The sequence below is a fragment of the Rhodoferax sp. BAB1 genome, assembly GCF_013334205.1.
Classification (GTDB): Bacteria; Pseudomonadota; Gammaproteobacteria; order Burkholderiales; family Burkholderiaceae_C; genus Hylemonella.
The window spans coordinates 2757338-2776612 of the sequence record NZ_CP054424.1 but is presented as its reverse complement, the minus strand read 5'-3'; the positions used below and the strand labels follow the sequence as shown (position 1 = coordinate 2776612).

Annotated in this window: 23 protein-coding genes; 15 read left to right on the top strand and 8 right to left on the bottom strand. The window is 66.2% G+C overall.

The genetic code is table 11. From position 1 onward, the window contains the following. Positions 1-42 precede the first annotated feature (42 nt). The 4 genes from rplU (at position 43) to proB (ending at position 3105) form a co-directional block, all read left to right on the top strand. Entirely contained in the window at positions 43-354 is a 312-nt protein-coding gene (rplU, locus tag HTY51_RS13325; protein WP_082605348.1) for a 50S ribosomal protein L21, read from the top strand. Between the two features lie 12 nt (positions 355-366). Continuing rightward, positions 367-624, top strand: coding sequence for a 50S ribosomal protein L27 (gene rpmA / locus HTY51_RS13320; RefSeq protein WP_057673747.1), 258 nt, complete (start codon positions 367-369; stop codon positions 622-624). Positions 625-764: 140 nt separating this feature from the next. Beyond that, entirely contained in the window at positions 765-1841 is a 1077-nt protein-coding gene (cgtA, locus tag HTY51_RS13315) for an Obg family GTPase CgtA (protein ID WP_057673746.1), read from the top strand. 154 nt (positions 1842-1995) lie between these two features. After that, positions 1996-3105, top strand: a complete 1110-nt coding sequence (gene proB / locus HTY51_RS13310; protein ID WP_371733872.1) for a glutamate 5-kinase — start codon at positions 1996-1998, stop codon at positions 3103-3105. Positions 3106-3126: 21 nt separating this feature from the next. Here proB and HTY51_RS13305 read toward each other — a convergent pair whose 3' ends face one another. Then, on the bottom strand, positions 3127-3774 hold the full coding sequence (locus HTY51_RS13305) for an RNA pyrophosphohydrolase (RefSeq protein WP_174253176.1): 648 nt from the start codon (positions 3772-3774) through the stop codon (positions 3127-3129). A 92-nt stretch (positions 3775-3866) separates the two neighbouring features. On the opposite strand from HTY51_RS13305, the gene HTY51_RS13300 reads away from it, so the two are divergent. Further along, the gene (locus HTY51_RS13300) at positions 3867-5612 is read left to right on the top strand and encodes a proline--tRNA ligase (protein WP_174253175.1); all 1746 of its coding nucleotides are present in this window, start codon (positions 3867-3869) and stop codon (positions 5610-5612) included. A 23-nt stretch (positions 5613-5635) separates the two neighbouring features. Further along, entirely contained in the window at positions 5636-6271 is a 636-nt protein-coding gene (locus tag HTY51_RS13295; protein WP_254606884.1) for a transglycosylase SLT domain-containing protein, read from the top strand. Here the strand turns inward: HTY51_RS13295 and HTY51_RS13290 are convergent. From HTY51_RS13290 to grxD, 3 genes are all read right to left on the bottom strand, one after another. Further along, positions 6268-7566, bottom strand: a complete 1299-nt coding sequence (locus HTY51_RS13290) for a hemolysin family protein (protein ID WP_174253173.1) — start codon at positions 7564-7566, stop codon at positions 6268-6270. The two genes, HTY51_RS13295 and HTY51_RS13290, sit on opposite strands and share 4 nt — an antisense overlap. A 63-nt stretch (positions 7567-7629) precedes the next feature. Then, on the bottom strand, positions 7630-8625 hold the full coding sequence (locus tag HTY51_RS13285) for an AAA family ATPase (RefSeq protein WP_174253172.1): 996 nt from the start codon (positions 8623-8625) through the stop codon (positions 7630-7632). 181 nt (positions 8626-8806) lie between these two features. Then, entirely contained in the window at positions 8807-9130 is a 324-nt protein-coding gene (gene grxD / locus HTY51_RS13280; RefSeq protein WP_174253171.1) for a Grx4 family monothiol glutaredoxin, read from the bottom strand. Between the two features lie 149 nt (positions 9131-9279). Between grxD and HTY51_RS13275 the strand changes: the two genes are divergently transcribed. From HTY51_RS13275 to HTY51_RS13260, 4 genes are read left to right on the top strand one after another with little or no spacing between them, the layout of a single operon-like run. Beyond that, positions 9280-10248 carry a MoxR family ATPase gene (locus tag HTY51_RS13275; RefSeq protein WP_174253170.1) on the top strand — a complete coding sequence of 323 codons (969 nt, stop codon included), beginning with the start codon at positions 9280-9282 and terminating at the stop codon, positions 10246-10248. Positions 10249-10258: 10 nt separating this feature from the next. After that, the gene (locus HTY51_RS13270) at positions 10259-11431 is read left to right on the top strand and encodes a DUF58 domain-containing protein (RefSeq protein WP_174253169.1); all 1173 of its coding nucleotides are present in this window, start codon (positions 10259-10261) and stop codon (positions 11429-11431) included. Further along, complete coding sequence (locus tag HTY51_RS13265) at positions 11428-12816, top strand: transglutaminaseTgpA domain-containing protein (protein WP_174253168.1); 1389 nt, start codon at positions 11428-11430, stop codon at positions 12814-12816. Before HTY51_RS13270 ends, HTY51_RS13265 begins: the two co-directional genes overlap by 4 nt. A 32-nt stretch (positions 12817-12848) precedes the next feature. Next, positions 12849-13325 (top strand): peptidylprolyl isomerase, encoded by a 477-nt coding sequence (locus HTY51_RS13260; RefSeq protein ID WP_174253167.1) that lies wholly within the window; start codon positions 12849-12851, stop codon positions 13323-13325. 27 nt (positions 13326-13352) lie between these two features. Here HTY51_RS13260 and HTY51_RS13255 read toward each other — a convergent pair whose 3' ends face one another. Then, on the bottom strand, positions 13353-13730 hold the full coding sequence (locus HTY51_RS13255) for a homoserine dehydrogenase (RefSeq protein ID WP_174253166.1): 378 nt from the start codon (positions 13728-13730) through the stop codon (positions 13353-13355). Positions 13731-13846: 116 nt separating this feature from the next. Between HTY51_RS13255 and HTY51_RS13250 the strand changes: the two genes are divergently transcribed. The 5 genes from HTY51_RS13250 (at position 13847) to HTY51_RS13230 (ending at position 16863) form a co-directional block, all read left to right on the top strand. Beyond that, positions 13847-15034: an alkane 1-monooxygenase gene (locus HTY51_RS13250; protein ID WP_174253165.1), complete on the top strand. Its 1188-nt coding sequence runs from the start codon at positions 13847-13849 to the stop codon at positions 15032-15034. Between the two features lie 22 nt (positions 15035-15056). Continuing rightward, entirely contained in the window at positions 15057-15197 is a 141-nt protein-coding gene (locus HTY51_RS13245) for a hypothetical protein (protein WP_371733835.1), read from the top strand. Between the two features lie 12 nt (positions 15198-15209). Then, positions 15210-15707, top strand: a complete 498-nt coding sequence (locus HTY51_RS13240; protein ID WP_174253164.1) for an SRPBCC family protein — start codon at positions 15210-15212, stop codon at positions 15705-15707. 2 nt (positions 15708-15709) lie between these two features. After that, positions 15710-16129: a DUF2267 domain-containing protein gene (locus HTY51_RS13235; protein ID WP_174253163.1), complete on the top strand. Its 420-nt coding sequence runs from the start codon at positions 15710-15712 to the stop codon at positions 16127-16129. A gap of 173 nt (positions 16130-16302) precedes the next feature. Then, positions 16303-16863, top strand: a complete 561-nt coding sequence (locus HTY51_RS13230; RefSeq protein ID WP_174253162.1) for a hypothetical protein — start codon at positions 16303-16305, stop codon at positions 16861-16863. A 439-nt stretch (positions 16864-17302) separates the two neighbouring features. Here the strand turns inward: HTY51_RS13230 and ureG are convergent, their stop codons facing one another. Genes ureG through ureE form a run of 3 tightly spaced genes read right to left on the bottom strand, consistent with a single transcriptional unit; the run spans position 17303 to position 19270 of the window. After that, entirely contained in the window at positions 17303-17965 is a 663-nt protein-coding gene (gene ureG / locus HTY51_RS13225) for an urease accessory protein UreG (protein WP_174253161.1), read from the bottom strand. Between the two features lie 2 nt (positions 17966-17967). After that, positions 17968-18678 (bottom strand): urease accessory protein UreF, encoded by a 711-nt coding sequence (locus HTY51_RS13220; RefSeq protein ID WP_371733834.1) that lies wholly within the window; start codon positions 18676-18678, stop codon positions 17968-17970. Next, positions 18650-19270, bottom strand: coding sequence for an urease accessory protein UreE (ureE, locus tag HTY51_RS13215; RefSeq protein ID WP_174253160.1), 621 nt, complete (start codon positions 19268-19270; stop codon positions 18650-18652). The genes HTY51_RS13220 and ureE overlap by 29 nt, the downstream gene beginning before the upstream one ends. Positions 19271-19275: the final 5 nt, after the last annotated feature.

Genomic DNA, 19275 nt, shown 5'->3' with positions numbered 1-19275 from the left:
TGCGGAAATCCGTCTGCAGAGGCTCAATTCAAGAGGTCATTCATGTACGCGGTCATAAAAACCGGTGGCAAACAGTATCGTGTTGCTGCTGGCGAAAAAATTAAAGTAGAACAGATTGCTGCGGACGTAGGCCAGGAGATCGTCATCGACCAGGTTCTGGCAGTCGGCAACGGCGCTGAACTCAAGGTCGGTACACCCCTGGTGTCCGGCGCGACTGTCAAAGCCACGGTCGTGGCTCACGGCAAGCACGACAAGGTTCGCATCTTCAAGATGCGCCGTCGCAAGCACTATCAGAAACGTCAAGGGCACCGCCAGCAGTTCACCGAACTGCAAATCGGCGCCATCTCCGCATAAGGAGCAAGAGACATGGCACAGAAAAAAGGCGGCGGCTCTACGCGAAACGGGCGCGATTCGCAGCCCAAGATGCTCGGCGTGAAGGCCTTCGGTGGCCAGCAGGTCAGCGCCGGTTCCATCATCGTGCGCCAGCGTGGCACCAAGTTCCATCCCGGCACCAATGTCGGCATCGGCAAGGACCACACCCTGTTTGCACTGGTCGACGGCCAGGTGTCGTTTGCCATCAAGGGCGAACTCAACAAGCACACGGTGAACATCACCGCTGCTTGAGGCCCCACTGGCTCCCGCACGAAACCCTGCGCCTCAAGCGCAGGGTTTTTGTTTTCAGCCCACCGTGTTTGACTTGCGCATCGCGAAGTTAGCCTGTAACGCAAGCCGCCAGCGGCTTGTCATCTGGGAGAATCATTCTCATGAAGTTCGTTGACGAAGCCTTTATCGACATCGCCGCCGGCGATGGGGGGAACGGCTGCGTCTCGTTCCGGCATGAGAAGTACAAGGAGTTTGGCGGCCCCAACGGCGGCGATGGTGGCCGTGGTGGTCACGTCTTTGCGGTGGCCGACCCCAACCTCAACACCCTGGTGGATTTCCGCTTTACCCGTCGTTTCGATGCCAGGCGCGGTCAGCACGGCATGGGCTCGGATATGTTCGGCGCCGCCGGCGAGGACATCACGCTCAAGATGCCCGTGGGCACCATCATCACCGACGCCGAGACCGGTGAGGTGCTCTACGAGCTGCTGACGCCGGGCGAGGTCATCACCATCGCCAAGGGCGGCGACGGCGGCTTCGGCAACATGCGCTTCAAGAGCGCCATCAACCGTGCCCCGCGCCAGAAGACGCCGGGCTGGCCGGGTGAGAAGAAGAACCTCAAGCTTGAGCTCAAGGTGCTGGCCGACGTCGGCCTGCTGGGCCTGCCCAATGCCGGCAAGTCCACCCTGATCACGGCCATCTCCAACGCCCGTCCGCGCATTGCCGACTACCCCTTCACGACCCTGCACCCGAATCTGGGCGTGGTGCGCGTCGGCCCCGAGCAGAGTTTCGTGGTGGCCGACCTGCCGGGCCTGATCGAGGGGGCGTCCGAAGGCGCCGGCCTCGGTCACCTGTTCCTGCGCCATCTGCAACGCACCCGTCTGCTGCTGCATGTGGTGGACCTCGCGCCCTTCGACGACAACGCCGACCCGGTGGCCCAGGCCAAGGGCATCGTGGCCGAGCTCAAGAAGTACGACGCGGGGCTGTACGAGAAGCCGCGCTGGCTGGTGCTCAACAAGCTGGACATGATCCCGCTCGACGAGCGCGAGGCTCGCGTCAACGATTTCATCAAGCGCATGAAGTACAAAGGTCCGGTGTTCCAGATCTCGGCGCTCACGCACGAAGGTTGCGACCACCTGGTCAAGACTGTCTACAAGCAGGTCAAGATCCAGCAGGTGGCCGAGCAGCCCCCCGTGGCCGAGGTCGATCCACGCTTCAAGGACATGCCGGACGAATCGTGATCGTCCACGCTCGTCACTGCGTGGGCTGCGCTGCCCCCTGAGAGGGCGAGTCCGCCTTGGGGCGAACTAGAATCCCCGGATTGCCTCTATCGCTGCCGACACCCCTCGTGCAGCTGCTGCCCTCAACATGAATCAGAAATCCGCGACAGCTGTCATGCGCGCCGCCCGGCGCATCGTGGTCAAGGTCGGCTCCAGCCTCGTCACCAACGAAGGGCGCGGGCTGGACGAAGCCGCCATCGAGGAGTGGAGCCGCCAGATTTCCGTCCTTATTCGTGAGGGGCGCGAGGTCATCATGGTTTCCAGCGGCGCCATCGCCGAAGGCATGAAGCGCCTGGGCTGGACCAGCCGTCCCAAGGAAATCCACGAACTGCAGGCCGCTGCCGCCGTCGGCCAGATGGGCCTGGCGCAGATGTACGAGACGCGCCTGCGTGCGCACGGCCTGGGCAGCGCCCAGGTGCTGCTTACGCACGCCGACTTGGCCGACCGCGAGCGCTACCTCAATGCCCGCTCCACGCTGCTGACCCTGATCCAGCTGGGCGTGGTGCCGGTCATCAACGAAAACGACACCGTCGTCACGGACGAAATCAAGTTCGGCGACAACGACACCCTGGGCGCCCTGGTGGCCAACTTGGTCGAGGCCGATGCCCTCATCATCCTGACCGACCAGAAGGGCCTGTACACGGCCGATCCGCGCAAGGACCCGGCCGCGCAGTTTGTGCACGAGGCCCAGGCCGGCGACCCGGCCCTTGAGGCCATGGCGGGTGGCGCTGGCTCCAGCCTGGGCAAGGGCGGCATGATCACCAAGATCCTGGCGGCCAAGCGCGCCGCCGGCTCGGGCGCTTCCACCGTGATCGCCTGGGGCCGCGAGCCTGATGCGCTGGTGCGCCTGGTGCAGGGCGAATCCATCGGTACCCTGCTGGTGGCGCAGACCGCCAAGACCCAGGCACGCAAACAGTGGATGGCCGACCATCTGCAGCTGCGCGGTGCCGTGGTGGTGGATGCCGGAGCGGCACGCAAGCTGGTGGAAGAGGGCAAGAGCCTGCTGCCGATCGGCATGACGGCCGTGGAAGGCGAGTTTTCCCGAGGCGAGGTGATTGCCGTGCGCGACGAACAGGGCGCCGAGATCGCCCGCGGCCTGGCCAACTACGCCAGTTCCGAGGCGCGTCTGTTGTGTCGCAAGCCCTCGGGCGAGTTCGAGAAACTGCTGGGCTACATCGCCGAGCCCGAGATGGTGCATAGGGACAACCTGGTCCTGATGCGCTAAGGGCACACCGTCAGGGTCGCCTTACTGCCCCTGCGGTTCCGTGCGATCCTTGCTGGCTTGATCCGATTGCGGGTCGGGGTCAAAGCTGGCGCCGGGCGGCAGTTCCATGCCATGACCGTCGACCGTCGAAACGTGGTGCAGGTGATCGCCCTCGCGCGGGCGATGGCCCTGGCGCAGGAAACGGTTGCGCTGGTCGTTGCGGGGCATGAAACGCGCCAGCTCGGTCAACGCCATTTCGTAGACGCCGCGCTTGAACTCCACCACCATGTCCAGCGGCACCCAGTACTCGTTCCAGCGCCAGGCGTCGAACTCGGGGTGGTCGGTGGCACGCAGGTTCAGGTGCCAGTCCTGGCCCGTCAGCTGCAGCAGGAACCAGATCTGCTTCTGGCCCTTGTAGTGGCCACGTGCTTCGCGTCGGATGTAGCGATCCGGCACCTCGTAGCGCAACCAGTCCCGGGTCCGGGCCACGATGCGCACGTGCTCGGGCTGGAGCCCGACTTCTTCATGCAGCTCGCGGAACATGGCCTGTTCCGGGGTTTCGCCCCGGTCGATGCCACCCTGCGGAAACTGCCACGAGTGGGTGCGTATGCGTTTGCCCCAGAAAACCTGATTCTTCTGGTTGAGCAGGATGATGCCGACATTGGGCCGAAAGCCGTCCCGGTCAAGCATAATCAAACCCCAAATTTTGAACTGTTTCCATTATGCACGGCACTTGCCGCGCATCAAGGGAATCAGCCTGCATCCGTCAGAAAAAGCACGCCATGAAAGCCTCCCAATTTCTCATCTCCACCCTCAAGGAAGCACCGGCCGACGCCGAGGTGGTGAGCCACAAGCTCATGATGCGCGCCGGCATGATCAAGAAGCTGGGCGCCGGCATCTACAACTACATGCCCATGGGCCTGCGCGTGATCCGCAAGGTGGAGGCCATCGTGCGCGAGGAGATGAACCGCGCCGGCGCCGTGGAGCTCACCATGCCTGTGGTGCAGCCCGCCGAGCTGTGGCAGGAGACGGGCCGCTTTGCCAAGATGGGGCCCGAGCTGCTGCGCATCAAGGACAGGCACGACCGCGACTTCGTCATCCAGCCCACCAGCGAAGAGGTGGTGACCGACATCGCGCGCCAGGAGATCAAGAGCTACAAACAGCTGCCCAAGAACCTGTACCAGATCCAGACCAAGTTCCGCGACGAGCGCCGTCCGCGTTTCGGCCTGATGCGCGGGCGCGAGTTCATCATGAAGGACGCTTACAGCTTCGACCGTAACCAGGTCGCGGCCAAGGCCAGCTACCAGGTCATGGCCCAGGCCTATCGCAAGATCTTCGACCGTTTCGGCCTCACCTACCGTGCCGTGGCGGCCGACAGCGGCGCCATCGGTGGTGACCTGAGCGAGGAGTTCCAGGTGATCGCCGCCACCGGCGAGGACGCCATCGTCTACTGCCCGGGCAGCGACTACGCGGCCAACATCGAGAAGGCCGAAGCCCTGGCGCCGCAAGCGCCACGTCCAGCCGCTGCTCAGGCCATGCAGAAGGTGGCCACGCCGGGCAAGAGCACCTGCCCCGAGGTGGCGGAGCTGCTGGGCCTGCCGCTGGCGCGTACCGTCAAGTCCATCGTGCTGGCCACCGACGAAATCACCGACAAGGAAGAAATCGGCAAGACCAGCGTCTGGTTGCTGCTGCTGCGCGGCGACCACGACATGAACGAAGTCAAGGTCGGCAAGCTGCCGGGCATGGAAGGCGGCTTCCGTTTTGCCACCGAGGTCGAGATCGTCGAGCACTTCGGCAGCAAGCCGGGTTACCTGGGGCCCGTGGGCCTGAAGAAGCCGGTCCGTGTGGTGGCCGACCGCGAGGTGGTGGTCATGGCCGACTGGGTCTGCGGCGCCAACGAGGCGGGTTTCCACAGCACCGGCGTCAACTGGGGCCGCGACCTGCCCGAGCCCGATCTCGTGGCCGACATCCGCAACGTGGTGGCCGGTGACCTCTCGCCCGACGGCAAGGGTGCGCTGGCCATCGAGCGCGGCATCGAGGTGGGTCATGTGTTCTACCTCGGCACCAAGTACAGCCGCGCCATGAACGCCACCTTCCTCGACGAGAACGGCAAGCCGCAGTTCATGGAGATGGGCTGCTACGGCATCGGCATCACGCGCCTGCCGGCCGCCGCCATCGAGCAGAACCACGACGACAAGGGCATCATCTGGCCCGACAGCATCGCCCCCTTCACCGTGGTGATCTGCCCCATCAACCCGGATCGCAGCCCCGAGGTGAAGGCCGCCTCGGAGCAACTCTACGCCGAGTGCATGGCCGCCGGCCTGGACGTGATCCTGGACGACCGTGGCGAGCGCCCCGGCGCGATGTTTGCCGACTGGGAGCTCATCGGCGTGCCGCACCGTGTCACCATCGGTGACCGCACGCTCAAGGAGGGCAAGGTCGAGTACCAGCACCGCCGCGACGCGGCCGCCACCCCGCTGCCCCTTGCCGAAGTCACCGCACTGCTGAAGTCCAGGCTCGGCGCCTGACCATGGCAGCACCGGGGCCCGCCATGCAGCGACGCGCTGGGCTGCAGGCCTTGCTGGCCGCCGCCGGGCTGTTGCTGCTGCCGTCGCGTGCCCGTGCCGGCAGCCAGATCGAGGAGCCGCTGGCCGACTCGGTGCGCACGGCCCTGAGTGCGGCCATCGCCAATACCGCGCCGCCGGTGCCCGAATTCACGGACACGGAAACGCGCCTGGCCTACCTGCGCTGGCTCGGCGCCATGAGCGATCGCCTCAAGGGCAAAAAGCCGGACTGGCCGGATCGCCGCGACTTCCTGCAGACGGTCTGGTACGAGAGCCGGCGCGCCGGGCTGGACACCGCGCTGGTGCTGGGCCTGATCCAGGTCGAAAGCAATTTCCGCCGGTTCGCCATTTCGCGCGTGGGGGCCCGCGGTTACATGCAGGTCATGCCCTTCTGGCTGCGCCTGATCGGTGACGGCGACGGCGACGCCGGCCGGTTGTTCCGCATGCAGACCAATCTGCGTTTTGGCTGCGTCATCCTGCGCCACTACCTGGACCGGGAGCGGGGCGACCTGTACCTGGCCCTGGGCCGTTACAACGGTTCGCGCGGCAAGCCGCACTATCCGAATGCCGTTCTCGCTGCGCAGCGCAAGTGGTTGTACAGCGATGCGCCTGCGGCGCGTTAGCCGGCCCTGGCGGGCAGCCGCGTCACCATGACCTGGTCGATGCGGTAGCTGTCCACATCCATGACCTCGAAGCTGTAACCCTCCCACAACACGCGGTCGGTTCGGCGCGGCACACGACGCAGCATCACCATCAGGAAGCCGGCCAGGGTCTCGTAGTCCTCGGCGTGCGGCAGTGTTTCCAGGCCCAGCGCGCGCTGCACGTCGGTCATGGGGGTCATGCCGTCGATCAGCCAGGAGCCTTCCTCGCGTAACACGATCATTTCCTCGTCGGTCGGCGCCACCAGGTCGCCCATCACCGTGCTCATCACGTCGTTCAGCGTGACCACGCCCACCACCAGGCTGTATTCGTTGACGATGACGGCAAAGTCCTCGTGCGCCTGGCGGAACTGCGCCAGTACCTCGGTCAGCGTCAGCCGGTCAGGCACCACCACGGCCTTGTGCAGCAGGGCCGGGTCGTCCAGGCGGATGGGCTGGTTTTTCATGACCCGCTGGAACAGGTCCTTGGCGTCCACGTAGCCGATCACGTGGTCGATGTTGCCGTCGCACACCGGGTAGGTGGAAAAGGGCTCGGCCGTGATGCGGGCGCGCACGATGGCGTCGCTGTCCTGCTTGTCGAACCAGGCGATGCGGTCGCGCGCCGTCATGGCGCTGCTCACGGTGCGGGTGTCGAGCTCGAAGACGTTGGCAATCACCTGCTGCTCGTCGCGCGCCAGCACGCCGGCCTGCGCGCCGGCCTCGGCCAGGGCCAGGATGTCGTCGGAGGTGACGCGGTCGTCGCGCTGGGTCGACAGGCCCAGCAGGCGGAACAGCGCATCCGTGGTGCGGCTGTAGACCCAGACCACCGGCTTGAAGACGCGCATGCACAGGCGCATGGCACCGTTCAGGCGCAGGGCCAGCCGCTCGGGCTCGGCCATGGCCAGGCGTTTGGGAAAGAGGTCGGAGAAGACGATGAAGAGCGAGGTCACCAGCGCAAAGGACAGCACGAAACCCGTGGTCCCGGCGGCCGGGGCCGGCAGCCAGGCCTGCAGCAGCCGGCCCAGCAGCGGGCTGAACGCGCCTTCGCCCACGATGCCGCCCAGGATGGCTACCGCGTTCTGGCCGATCTGCACCACCGTGAAGTAATGCCCCGGCTGCTCCTGGATGCGCAGCACCGTTTCGGCGCGTGCGTCCCCCTCGTCGGCCAGCTGGCGCAGGCGCAGGCGGCGCGAGGCGGCCAGCGACATTTCCGCCATGGAGAAAAAGGCGCTGACGGCGATCAGCAGGGCGATGACAAGGAGGCTTTGCGTGAGACTCATGGGGCGGCGCCCGGCTGCAGGACCGGGGTGCCTGGCTAGTGTAGCGGGGGGCTCGCCCCCGGGCTACTGGAGGAAGCCCACGCGCGTCTTGCTGCCGCCAGCGCGCGGCAGGTCGGCCGCCTGCAATTCGTCGCGCCCGGCCAGGCGCGCATTGCCAAAACCCGTCATCAAGGCGCGGCGCATCTCGCGCGGCGCCAGCTCGGCCAGCCCGTCCAGCACCTCCTCGCCGGGTTCGGGCGCAAAACGCTCGCCCCAGCCGTGCTCGCTGCGCAGGCCCTGGTAGAGCCGCAGCGCGATGGCACGGGCCTGCTCGCGCGTGGGCGCCGGCACCTCGAACACGTTCATGCGGTTGAGGATGGGCTCGGGGATGGCGCGCTCGTCGTTGGCCGTGGTGATCCAGATCACCTGGCTGGCGTCGATCGCCACCTCGGCGAACTCGTCCACGAAGCTGTGTGCCGTGTCGTGCTCCAGCAGGCTGTAGAGCGCGCCCAGCGGGTCGTACTGCGCGTCGCAACTGGCCTTGTCGATCTCGTCCACCACCAGCACCGGGTTGGCGTACTGCCCGTCCACCAGGGCCTCGAAGACCTTGCCCGGGCGCGAGCCCTTCCATTGCGAGGACGAGCCGGAGAGCAGCCAGCCCGCCGTCATCGAACTCATGGGCACCAGGTTCATGCCCGTGCCCAGCAGGGCGGCCAGCTGGCGTGCGAAATGCGTCTTGCCGATGCCCGGCACGCCCAGCAGCAGCATGGGGGTGAGCTCCAGGCCGTCGCGGCTGTCCTGGCTCAGCGCCACGTGGCGCTTCACGTCGTCCAGCACCTCGGAGAAATTGGGCAGGTCGTCGTAGAGACCACTCATGTCGGGCACGCCGGCCGGTTTGACCTGGAAGCGTTCGGGCCCGCGCTCCAGCATGCGCTGGTAGGTGCTGCGCAGGCTTTCATGCTCGCGCTCGGGCAGCTTGGCCAGCTTGCGCTCCACCTCGTCGGGCTGGAACACGCTGCGCATGCGGGCGATGGGCAGGCGGAAGGGGTGACCGTGCGGAACCAGTGAATGCGACTCCATCTTTCACTCCATGCAGAGATTCACTCGCATGAAACCATTCAAGCACAAGCCGTGCCTGCACTCAAGACGGGAAGACCACAAACAAAGGCCAGTCTGTCGCGTTTTTCTCACGATGGGCGCAGACATGAAAAAACCACCGGCAGCGCAGCGCTGGCGGTGGTCGGATGCGAAGCTGAAAGAATCAGGCCTGGGTGCCCAGCACCTTCTGCAACTCGCCGCTCTCGTACATCTCCATCATGATGTCCGAGCCGCCGATGAACTCGCCCTTGACGTAGAGCTGGGGGATGGTGGGCCAGCTGCTGTATTCCTTGATGCCCTGGCGGATGCCGTCATCCTCCAGCACGTTGACGGTCTTCACGGCCTTGGGGTCCACGCCGCAGGCCTTGAGGATCTGGATGGCGCGGCCGGAAAAACCGCACATGGGGAAGCTGGCGCTGCCTTTCATGAAAAGGAGCACTTCGTTCTGTTTGACGAGGTCGTCGATGCGTTGCTGGGCGTCGCTCATGGCATGAATCCTTGAAATTGGCAAAAACGGAATGGCATGACGCGATTATTTCACCTTCGTCCCGGGTCTGCAGGCAGGGGGGCGCCGGTAGCCTGGCAGGCTTGCCGGAAGCGGCGGCTAGAATGCATCGCAAAAAGGGGAGGACACGCATGAATGACGCAGTCATCGGCGCGCCGGCGCTCAAGCCGGCCTCGGAACTGTCGCAGGCCATCGTCAGGAACATCGAAAAGGTCCTGGTCGGCAAGCATCAGCAGGTCGAACTGGCGCTGGCTGCCGTGGTGGCCGGCGGCCATCTGCTGATCGAAGACGTGCCCGGCCTGGGCAAGACCATGCTGGCGCGGGCGCTGGCCACGTCGGTCGGCCTCAAGTTCCGCCGCATCCAGTTCACCGCCGACCTCATGCCATCGGACATCGTGGGCGGCCCGGTCTACAACCCCAAGGACGGCAGTTTCGTGCTGCGCCCCGGTCCGGTGTTTGCCAACTTCGTGCTGGCCGACGAAATCAACCGTGCCAATGCGCGTGCCCAGTCGGCGCTGCTGGAATGCATGGAGGAAGGCCAGGTCACGCTGGACGGGCAGACCTTGCCGCTGCCGCAGCCTTTCGCCGTGCTGGCCACCCAGAACCCGATCGACATGGCAGGCACCTATCCGCTGCCCGAGGCCCAGCTCGACCGCTTCCTGATCCGCCTCTCGCTCGGTTACCCCGACGCCGCCACCGAGGCCAGCCTGGTGCAGGTGCAGCAGTTCGCGCACCCCATCAGCAGCCTGCAGCCGGTCTGCCAGCCGGAGCAGTTTGCACAACTGGTCAGTGCCGCGCGGGCCGTGCAGATCTCGCCCGAGGTGGCGCAGTTCATCACCGCCATCGTCGGGGCCACGCGCCACCATGCCGGCATCCGTTTCGGCGCCAGCCCGCGTGGCACGCTCGCCCTGGCCCGGGTGGCGCGCGCGCTCAGCTGCATGCGCGGCTACAACTACGTCGATCCTGCCGTCGTGCGCGAACTTGCCGTCCCGGTGCTGGCGCACCGTGTCATCGTGCAGGCGCAGGGCTCGGTCCAGGCCCAGAAACCGGCGGCAGCGATGATCGAGGACATCCTGCAGGCGCAGAAAACGCCTCGCTGAAGCCGCGTCCATGGAACGCTGGCTGAGCAAGTCCCGGGTGCTGCTGGCCCTGTGCGGCGTGCTGCTGATGGCTGCGCTCAACCGGCAGGACCCCATGGTCTACGCCATGTTCCTGTTCCTGGCCGTCCTCAGCCTGTTGGGTTTCGTGCTGCCCTGGGTCTCGCTGCGCGGCATGCGCGTGCATGCGGCCATGGCCCCGGGCGGCAGCGGCCAGGTCGTGGAGGGCCAGCCCTCCAGCCTGCAGCTGCTGATCCACCGCCGGGCCTGGTGGCCGGCCTTCATGGTGGACGTGGAAACCCGCTGGCGCTGGGCGTCCCGCGAGATCGTGTTGCGCCAGACCGTGCCGGTGATACGCGGTGGCCGCCAGCTCGACCTGGGGCGCGAGTTGCGTTTCCCCTGCCGCGGTGACTACCGCCTGGTCGGCGTGACGCTGACCAGTGGCTTCCCGCTGGGCCTGATGCGGGCCAGCCAGACCATCGCCCCCGACGACGTGCGCCTGCTGGTGCTGCCGCAGGCCCAGGCCGTGCAGCAGGCACTGGACTGGAGCGTGTCGGAAGACCCGCAGGGCGAGTTGACCACGCGCCGCACGGGCCAGTCCTTCGAACTGGGCATGCTGCGCAAATACGAGGCGGGTGAGTTCCTCGGGCGCGTCAGCTGGCGCGCCTCGGCCCGCATCGGCGATCTGGTGATCCAGCATTTCCAGCAGAGTGCCTCGCCACTGCTGCGCCTGGTGCTGCAGATCCCGCCGGCCGGCGAAGCCGGCGACCCTGCGGCGCCCTCCGAGCAGGCCCTGCGGCTTGCGGCCGGCCTGTGCGAACGCGCCCTGGCCGAAGGCGTGCGCCTGCGCGCCTACCTGCCCTCGGCCCCGCAAGCCGTGCAGGACATGGCGCAACTGCTGCCGGCCCTGGCCCGTGCCGAGCCGGGTACGCTGGATCTGTCGCAGGCCATGCAGCGCGCGGCGCAGGACATGACGGCCGGGGAGCAACTGGCCGTGGTGGTCGGGGCGAACTATTCGGCGGTCACGCTGCTGCAGGAGCTGGCGACGGCCGGGCTGCAGAACTGGCCGGTGCGCGTGCACATCGCCTGTCCGCCGCGAGCGGCCGCGGCACTCTTGTCTGCCGCGCAGGACCTGCAGCTGCGCCTGCAGCAGTTCGGCATCGCCGCCCACACCGAACTGGCATGAGCACGACGACCGCCGCCGCACCGGCCGACCAGCCCCTCACCAGCCGCGCCGTCGTGCTGCTGACGGCCTGCAGTTATCTGTGTGTCTGTCTGTCCTTTTCCTACCTGGACCGGCGCTACGGAAAATTTGGCTTCGAGAGCCTGCTCTGGCTGGTCTGGACCGCGCTGGGCTTTGGCGCTGCCCTGTTTTATGTCGGCAAAAACAGCCGGGCCGCAGATACCCACTGGAAGGTGCAAGGCACGCTGGGCATGCTGCTGGCGCTGTTCCCCGGTTTCCTCATGTTCAACCTGCTGCGCTGGGCCAGCCTCTCGCTGCTCATCGTCCTCTCAGCCCGCGCCGTGGTCATGCGCACCCGGCGAGATTTCTACATGAACCTCACGGTCATCTTCGTCGTCAGCCTCATGGTGGCCACCTACATGACGGCCGACTGGACCGTCTGGTTCTATCTCGCCCCGGCCTGGCTTTTCGCCGGCCTGGCCCTGGCCTGGGAGCACGCCACCGGCACGGCCATCTCGCGCTGGGCCAAGGGCGGCCTCACCGTGGCCTTCATCGGCCTGTCCTTCCTGCTGGCCATGCTGCTTTTCCTGCTGGCGCCGCGGCCGCCCACCCTGGGCTTCGGTTTCCTGCCGCCGGGCACGGACACCCCCAATCTGGTGAAGCAGGAGGCCGGCAGCCAGGGGCAGGGCCGGGGCGAGGGGGGCGATGCCAGCAGCCGTGGCGGGCGGGCCCCCGGTACGCAGGCCGGTGCCGGGGCCGACCCCTGGCAGCAGATGTTCGACCGCATGCGCCGCGACCTCCAGGACCGCCACATGCCCGACTGGCAGCGCCAGACCCTGCAACGCCTGACCGGTTGGGGCGAGATCCTCGCCGCCGCCTTGACGGGCAGGCTGGTTCCCGGTTCTGGCGTGCCAGCCACGGGATCCCTGGAGGAACTGCTGCGCGAGGCCGGCGAATACTGTGTCGAGAAAATCATCCTGCCCTGGTGGCCCTTTCTGCTTCTGTTCCTCCTCCTGCTCTGGCTGATCTTCCGGCTCTGGCCGCGTCGCTACGGGCTGGGTGCCGCCGGCCTGCTGCAGGTGGCCGATTTGCTGGCGCGCTGGCAACCCATGCTGTCCATGCGCCTGTCCGCCCTTGCGCTGAACTGGTGCCTGCGCCAGCAGGGGCATGGCCGTGCCAGCGGCCAGTCGGTGCGGGAGCATCTGGCGGGTGCTGCCTCCGTGCCGGATCTGCCGCGGCGCTGGCTGGGCTATGCTGTCGACCTTTATTGCGAGACACGTTTCGGGAGCACGGCGGCCACGCGCCAGCGTGCGGCTAATATGCACAAAGCCATCCACGGCGCCAGTCAGATCCTGGCGGGCGCCATGCCCGAGTTGAAGCGTGCCTGAGCCCTGGCCCACACGAGATTCCGGAATCCAACATGAAGATCACCAAAGACACCGCCGTCACCATCCGCTACCGCATCAGCGACGCCACGGGCAAGCTGCTGGAAGACGGCAAGGAACCCACGTCCTACCTGCACGGCGGTTACGGCAACACCTTCCCCAAGGTGGAAGAGGCGCTGGAAGGCCGCGAAGCCGGTTATCAGGCCAGCCTGGACTTGCAGCCGGCCGACGCTTTCGGCGAGCGCAACGAAGCCCTGGTGCAGGTCATCCCCAAGACCCAGTTTCCGCCCGGGGTCAAGGTCGGCGGCCAGCTCGAAGGCCGCGGCGAGGACGGCCACACCCATGTCTTCACGGTGGTAAAGATCAAGGGCCCCGAAGTGCACCTGGACGGCAACCACCCCCTGGCCGGCAAGGCCCTGCGCCTGAACGTCACGGTGGTGGAGGTGCGTGCCGCCAGCGCTGAGGAAATCGCCCACGGGCATGTGCACGGCGCCCACGGCCATCATCACTAAGTTGCGGGCGGCCGGAGGCCGCCAGACTCAATAACCGGTCTTGCGGCCCTGGATGACGGGCAGCGCGTCCTGGCTGATCAGGGCCCAGATCACGCGCACGATGGTTTCCGAGGCGATCACGGTGTGCGCGTTCTTCGATGCCACCAGCTTGTCGCGCAGTTCGCGCCGTACATCGGGCAGGCCGGTCAGATCGAAAATCACGTCGATGCGGTTGCCCAGCGCCACGATGTCATCCAGCGACTTGATCGCGATGCCGGATTTGGCCGCGAGCTGGCGCCCGGGCGTGTCGGCCGCCTCGGCGGCGCAGACCAGTTCGATGCCCTGGCTGCGCTTTTGCAGCATCTGGCTCAGGAAAGCCGAACCGATGCGGCCCAGGCCGATGATGGCGATGCGTTGCTGTTCCAAGGGGTGTCCTTTCGGGTTTGACCGGTGGCTGGTGCCAGCGTATGCGAACCATGCTAGCCCACGCGTCTGCCCTGTCTCATAATGGTTATCACCAAGGACCACCGGGGAGAAGACGCATGTCGCAGGTGTATGTCGCAGACGATCCGCAGGGGGGCCGCGTGGAATATCGCGATCGCAAGCGTGCCTGGTGGCTGCTCTCGGTGGTGTACCCGCTGCTGCCCTTCACCGGCATGGCACTGCACGCGTACACCGGCGCGCAGATCGCCCTTGGGCTCCCCCTGCTCATCAGTTACGGCCTCATGCCGCTGCTGGACTATCTGCTGGGCGAGGACGAGAACAACCCGCCCGAGGCCGTGGTGCCCCAGCTGGAGCAGGACCGCTACTACCGCTGGCTGACCTGGGCCACCGTGCCCCTGCACTTCGTGGCCCTGGTGGGCTGCGCCTGGTGGGTGGGCACGCAGGATCTGGCCTGGTGGGCCGTGCTGATGCTGGCCTACATCGCCGGCACCGACTCTGGGCTGGGCATCAACACCGGCCACGAGCTGGGCCACAAGTACACGCGCACCGAGCAGTGGCTGGCGCGCCTGGTGTTGGCCGTACCCGCTTATGGCCACTTCACCGTGGAGCACGGCCGCGGCCACCACCGCTGGGTCTCCACGCCCGAGGACCACGCCAGCGCCCGCATGGGCGAGAACATCTACCGCTTCGCCCTGCGCGAACTGCCGGGCGGCATCCGCCGCGCCTGGGCGCTGGAGAAGGAACGTTTGCAGAAGGAAGGCCGCAGCGCCTGGAGCCTGCACAACACCATGCTGCAGTCCTATGCCATCACGGCCGTGCTGCAGCTGGGGCTCGTTGCCACCTGGGGCTGGGTCATGCTGCCCTTCCTCGCCGTGCACAACGTGGTGGCCTGGTGGCAGCTGACATCGGCCAACTACGTGGAGCACTACGGCCTGCTGCGTGATCGTTTGCCCAGCGGGGCCTACGAAACCCCGCAACCCCACCACTCCTGGAACGCCAACCACCTGGTCACCAACCTCGCACTCTTCCACCTGCAGCGCCATTCCGATCACCACGCCTATCCTTCACGGCGCTACCAGTCGCTGCGCCATTTCGAAGACCTGCCGCAGCTGCCCAGCGGCTACTTCGGCATGTTCCCGCTGGCCTACATTCCGCCGCTGTGGTTCAGGGTGATGGACCCGCGCCTGCTGGCCCTGCCGCATGTGCGGGGGGATCTGGGCAAGGTGAACATCGATCCGGCGCGGCGTGAGGCCATCGTGGCGCGGTACGGCGTGCCCCGGCATTGACGCGGAACCCATGGCGGTGAGCATGAAGCTGATCCCCTGCACCCACGAGTTGCATGCGCAGCCCATCCTCGACATCCTGAACGAGGCCATTGCCAACTCCACGACGATCTATGATTACCAGCCGCGCATCCTGGACACGCCGGCGCAGCCGGTGGACGGCTGAGCGGAGCGCCCGATGATCGTGCTGCAGACCATCACCTACGTGCCGGGCCTGCGCGGCCAGGAGATCTACGATTTCCTCACCCACCCGGACGATCGCAGCTACCAGCGCTGGTGGCTGGGCACGCACCTGCAACTGCATCTGGTCGGCGGCGCGGATCGTGGTGAGGGCGGCGTTGGCAGCGAAATCCATATGGACGAATACGTCGGGAGGCGCCGGGTCCGGATGAATGCCGTGGTGACCGAGGCGGTGCCGGGACGGCGCATGGTCATGCGCATGAAGAAGCTGGTGCGGCTGCCCGCCACGCTGACCCTGGAGTTCGACGACGCCGGCGGCGGCGTGCGCATCGTGCATACGCTGCGCGCCGGCTACGCGGGGCCGGGCCGTTTGCTGGACCCGTTGCTGCGCCTGCATTTCACGCCGGCCTTCGCGCGCGACCTGGACGCCCACGTGCACACCGAGTTTGCGAAGCTGCGCGAGCTGCTGCACGGTGGCGCGCCCGGCGCGGTCTGAGCATGCCCATCCCGTCCGATTACCAGCGCGCCTCGCTCGACTTCGAGCGCTTCATGGTCGACGCGCGCGACGCGGCTGGCCTGGCCACCACCAACATGGCCTGGAACATGGTGGTGGGCGTGCTGCACACCTTCCGCCGCCGGCTCAGCGTGGCCGAGGCGCTGCGTTTTGCCGATGTGCTGCCGCCCGTGCTGCGCGCCATCTTCGTCAGCGAATGGCAGCCGGACGCAGCGCCGCTGCCCTTTGCGGACCGCGCCGCGCTCACGCGCGAGGTGCGCTCGCTGCGCCCCGCGCACAACTTCTCTCCCGACGACGCCATCCGCGCCGTGGCGCAGGCCCTGCGCCGGCAGGTGGACGAGGCGGCGCTGGAGCGCGTGCTGGCTACCCTGCCGCCGGGCGCGCGCGAGTACTGGGCCGTTTAGGGGCGGTGTACTCCGGCGGGCGATTCGCAGTTTGTCATGCGCTCGGGCCTACGGTATATTGGTTCGCATTCTTCAGACAAAACAAGCACGCAGCTTGCAGCAAGGGGGCACTTGGATGAACGTCCGTCCATGTTATTTCGCATTTTTGCGGTCCATATCACGTTAGACAGCTCATGCCAGCGCTTCCCCGTGAGGTAGTCCTGACGTTCTGCCAGCACTGCGATTGGGCTGAGCAGTGTTGGCAACTCCGAAAGTACCTGTTCGATGACAATCCGGACCGTCAAGAGCTGTTCGAACCGAGGCACAACCACTTCTTCAATCGGCTGGCTCTCATTCTTCAAGAGTATTGGCTACAAGAGGTCGCGAAGCTGCACGATCCTGCACGGCAAGCTGGGCGATCGAATCTCACAGTTGATTACGTCTTCGAGTACGGAGAGTGGACGGATGAAGATCGCGAGCGGCTGTCAGCTATCCGAGCCCGTTTGGCAGCCTTGGCCGGTGCCATTCGTGAAGTGAGGAACAAGTTGCTCTCTCACCACGATCTGGGTGTGATTCTGAGTGAGCAGTCGCTGGGGGCGTTCGCGGAAGGGATGGACGTGGCCTACTTTGAAGCTCTTCGCGAGTACGCTTCTGTGGTCCACGAGGCAGTGCTGGGTTCTCCGTACGAATTTGACGACCTTACACCAAACGATGTGGACGCGTTCATGGCGCAGTTTCGGAGAGGAACTTTCTAATATGGCAGTCAACACGGACGTCCTCGCGGCTGGCTTTCGCCAGCCTATGGGCCGCCCGTTACTTCTACGTCGGGCATCACAACAAGGGGAGATCGCACGTGACCAAAGCACTCATTACTGAGCAGAGCCTTATTGACGCAATAAATTTGGCACTTCGCCATGACTGGCCCCACAAAGACTGCCACTGTGAAGTCTCGGCCTTAAGGAAAGCGAATTACCCGGAACGGAACTGGGAGGTTGAGTTCAGCAGCATGGGCGGTACGAACCTTCTTCATACAGAAGAATGTGAACGCCTCTTGGGCAGAGTGTTGAATGAGCTAGTCGGAAAGTATGAAGTCCAGTGGACAACGTAGTGCAGCCAAACCCGTCAGCCGAGAGAGGCGCTTCGCCGGCAGGCCGGCTTCGCGTCGCTGAGCTTGCGCGTTGAGTCCGAGTGGTTTCAGGCCTTCAGCAAGCCGCGTGTCTCGATGAACTTCACCACCTCGTCCACACCCGCCAGGGTCTTGAGGTTGGTCATCACGAAAGGCTTGAGCCCCTGCGCATTGGTGCGCATGCGCTCGGTATCCGCCTTCATCACATCCAGGTTTGCGCCCACGTAGGGTGCGAGGTCGGTCTTGTTGATCACGAAGAGGTCGCTCTTGGTGATGCCGGGGCCGCCCTTGCGCGGGATCTTTTCGCCGGCAGCCACGTCGATCACGTAGATCGTCAGGTCGCTGAGCTCGGGGCTGAAGGTGGCGGCCAGGTTGTCGCCGCCGCTTTCGATGAAGACGACGTCGGCGTTGGGGAAGTCCACCAGCATGCGGTCGATGGCTTCCAGGTTGATCGAGGCGTCCTCGCGGATGGCCGTGTGCGGGCAGCCGCCCGTCTCCACGCCCATGATGCGTTCGGCCGGCAGCGCGCCGCTGACGGTCAGCAGGCGCTGGTCTTCCTTGGTGTAGATGTCGTTGGTGATGGCCACCAGGTCGTATTTCTCGCGCATGGCCTTGCACAGCATTTCGAGCAGGGTGGTCTTGCCCGAGCCGACCGGGCCGCCGATGCCCACGCGCAGGGGGGGCAGGGGTTTGCTGCGGTTCTTGATGTGGTGCAGGGAAGGTGCGTTCATGGTCAGGAGCGGAAAAGTCTTGAGTACTGGGTCTCGTGCCGGCTGGAAAGGATGGCCAGCATGGGGCTGAAGGCCTGGCGGTCATCGTCGTGTAGCGCCAGGGCCTGTTCGACGGCGACGGGAATCTCGCTGGCCAGGCGCGCCAGGATGCGCTGGCCCGAGGTCTGACCCAGGGGCACGGCTTTCAGCGCGGCCTGCATCATGTTCTCGGCCCAGCCGAAGGCGTAGCTCAGCAGCACGTCGCGTTCGCCCGCGCCGCTGCCGGCGGCGGTGAGCGCGAACAGCACGGGATAGGTCGGCTCCAGCGCGGCGGCGAACTCCAGCGTGGCCGGGCTGGCCAGTGGCAGGTTGCGCAGCCACTCGCGCAGGGAGCGGCCCATCTGCTCGGTCTGCAATCTCAATTCGGCGGTCTCGCGGGTCTGCAGCAGCCAGGCATTGAGTGCGCGCACACGCGCGTGGTCACCCTTGCGCCAGGCAATCAGGGCCTGGGCGATCACGGGCAGGTCGGCGCGCGCCAGCGTGAGGTGCAGCTGTTGCACCAGCCAGTCGCTGGCGGTGGCTTCGTTGCTCACCAGTCCGGCGTCGACCGCGGCTTCCAGCCCTTCGGAATAGGAGAAGCCGCCCACGGGCAGCGCCGGCGAGGCCAGCCAGATCAGCTGCAGCAGGCTGGAGGGTGCGAGCGGCTCAGTGAGGGTGTTTGTGCGCATGTCCATGGTCATCTCCATGGTCGTGGCCGCAACCGGGGCCGTGCTCATGGCCAGGGTCGTGCGGGTGTGCATGACCGTGTGTGTGCTCGTATGCATGGTCATGGCCGTGATCGTGTTCGTGCCCATGCGCGTGACCGTGTCCGCCCGCGCTGTAGGCACCGCCTTCGGGTTCGAAGGCTTCCTGCGCCTCGACCACGGTCAGGTGCATGGTGCGCAGCATGTCGGCCAGCACATGGTCGGGTTCGATCTTCAGGTGGTCCGGCTTGAGTTCGATGGGTACGTGGCGGTTGCCCAGGTGGTAGGCCGCGCGGGTCAGGTCGAAGGGCGAGCCGTGCTGGGCGCAGGCCGTGATGCGCAGCACCGCCTGCGGCGCCGCGATCACGCGGATCAGCGAGCCGTCTTCGGCCACCAGCACGTCACCGCCGCGCACCAGGGTGCCGCGCGGCAGGAAGACACCGAGTTCACGGCCCAGGCTGTCGGTGGCGGCGAAACGGCTTTTCTGGCGCACGTCCCAGTCGAGTTCGACGGAGGAGGCGCGTTTGAGCAGCACGGGCGCCAGGCCCTGGCCTTGGGGGAGCAGTTTGGAAACGGTGAGCATGCCGA